General features: G+C 39.8%; 1 protein-coding gene and 1 pseudogene. Both read left to right on the forward strand.

The annotated features are described in order from the left end of the window. Window positions 1–39 precede the first annotated feature (39 nt). On the forward strand, window positions 40–606 hold the full coding sequence (locus tag BN1765_RS20865) for a helix-turn-helix domain-containing protein (protein ID WP_050616565.1): 567 nt from the start codon (window positions 40–42) through the stop codon (window positions 604–606). Next, window positions 603–1,425, forward strand: a pseudogene (locus BN1765_RS20870) (IS3 family transposase); the annotation flags it as partial. The gene BN1765_RS20865 and the pseudogene BN1765_RS20870, both read left to right, overlap by 4 nt.

Consider the following 1,425-nt stretch of genomic DNA (forward strand, 5'->3'; position numbering starts at 1 on the left):
AAGTTAGAGTTGAAAATCTAACTTTTGGGGTGTTTATTTATGGCTAAATATAGTGAAACCTTTAAATTAATGGTTGTGAAAGAATATTTAGAAGGAAAACTGGGATATACGCTTTTAGCTCAGAAACATGGATTACCGTGTAGTACACCGATTAAAAGGTGGGTGAAAAACTATGAGAAATTTGGTGAAGATGGATTAAGAAGAAAGACAAAAAAGAGCATTTATCCTGTTCAATTCAAGCTGGATGTATTAAGCTTTATGCAAAGAACAGGTTCTTCAGAAACAGAAACAGCCCTGCACTTCGGGATCACGAATCCTCCTATGATTGCTTCGTGGAAGAAGGCTCTTCGTGAGGGTGGGACTGAAGCCCTGGATAAACCGAAAGGACGGCCTCCTATGTCTGATAAAGCGAAGAATAAGAAAACAACTAAACGGTCAGAACCACATGAAATGACCTACGAACAACAATTGGAACGTGAAAATGAACTGCTTCGTTTGGAGGTTGATTACCTAAAAAAGTTGAGAGCTTTTCGGATGGATCCGGACGGTTATCTCGAAAAGCACAAGCAGCGTTATCATACGAACTCAAAGAAAAATACCGATTAAAAGATGTGTTATGTAGGGTGAATCTACCTGAAGCCACTTATCATTATCATATAAAAAAGATGAAGGAAGAGAATCCGGATCAAGAACTTGAAGTGTGTATTCAAGCCATTTTTGAAGAGAACAATGGCAATTACGGATACCGTCGAATCCACCTGGAATTGAGAAACAGGGGGATCCTGGTAAATCATAAAAAGGTGCAGCGCCTCATGAAGAAACAAGGGCTTAAAGGAGATAAATTCAGAAGGAAATCGCGTCGGTACAGCTCATACAAAGGGAACGTCGGGACAATAGCTAAGAACCGCATCCACCGACGTTTTTACACGAATGTGTGTCATCAAAAATTGACCACTGATATCACAGAGTTCAAGTGTAAAGAGGGTGTAAAACTGTATTTAAACCCTATTATGGATTTATTCAATGGTGAAATTCTTTCGTATGGAATAGGGCCGCGTCCAACCTTAGAGCTTGCCCTCCAGCCTCTTGAGAAAGCACTGGATATCGTGAAAGATTCTCCCTATAGAACAACCGTTCATTCCGATCAGGGATGGCACTATCAACATAAAAAATGGGTCAAAACCCTCCAGAAGAACAGGGTATTCCAAAGTATGTCCCGGAAAGGGAACTGTTTGGATAATTCACCGATGGAAAACTTTTTCGGATTACTCAAACAAGAGATGTATTATGGAGAAGCTCTGTGTACGTATGAGGATCTTAAAGAGAAGATTGAAACCTATATTCATTATTATAATAACAAGCGAATTAAACAAAAATTAGCTGGCATGAGCCCGGTTCAATACCGTCTTCACGCCAGCCAATTTG

The organism is Bacillus testis (assembly GCF_001243895.1).
Lineage (GTDB): Bacteria > Bacillota > Bacilli > Bacillales > DSM-1321 > Bacillus_AD > Bacillus_AD testis.

What these genes read in the sequence shown, in the direction of transcription:
- BN1765_RS20865 (WP_050616565.1), top strand. Translation starts at nt 40, where the DNA reads ATGGCTAAATATAGTGAAACCTTTAAATTAATGGTTGTGAAAGAATAT.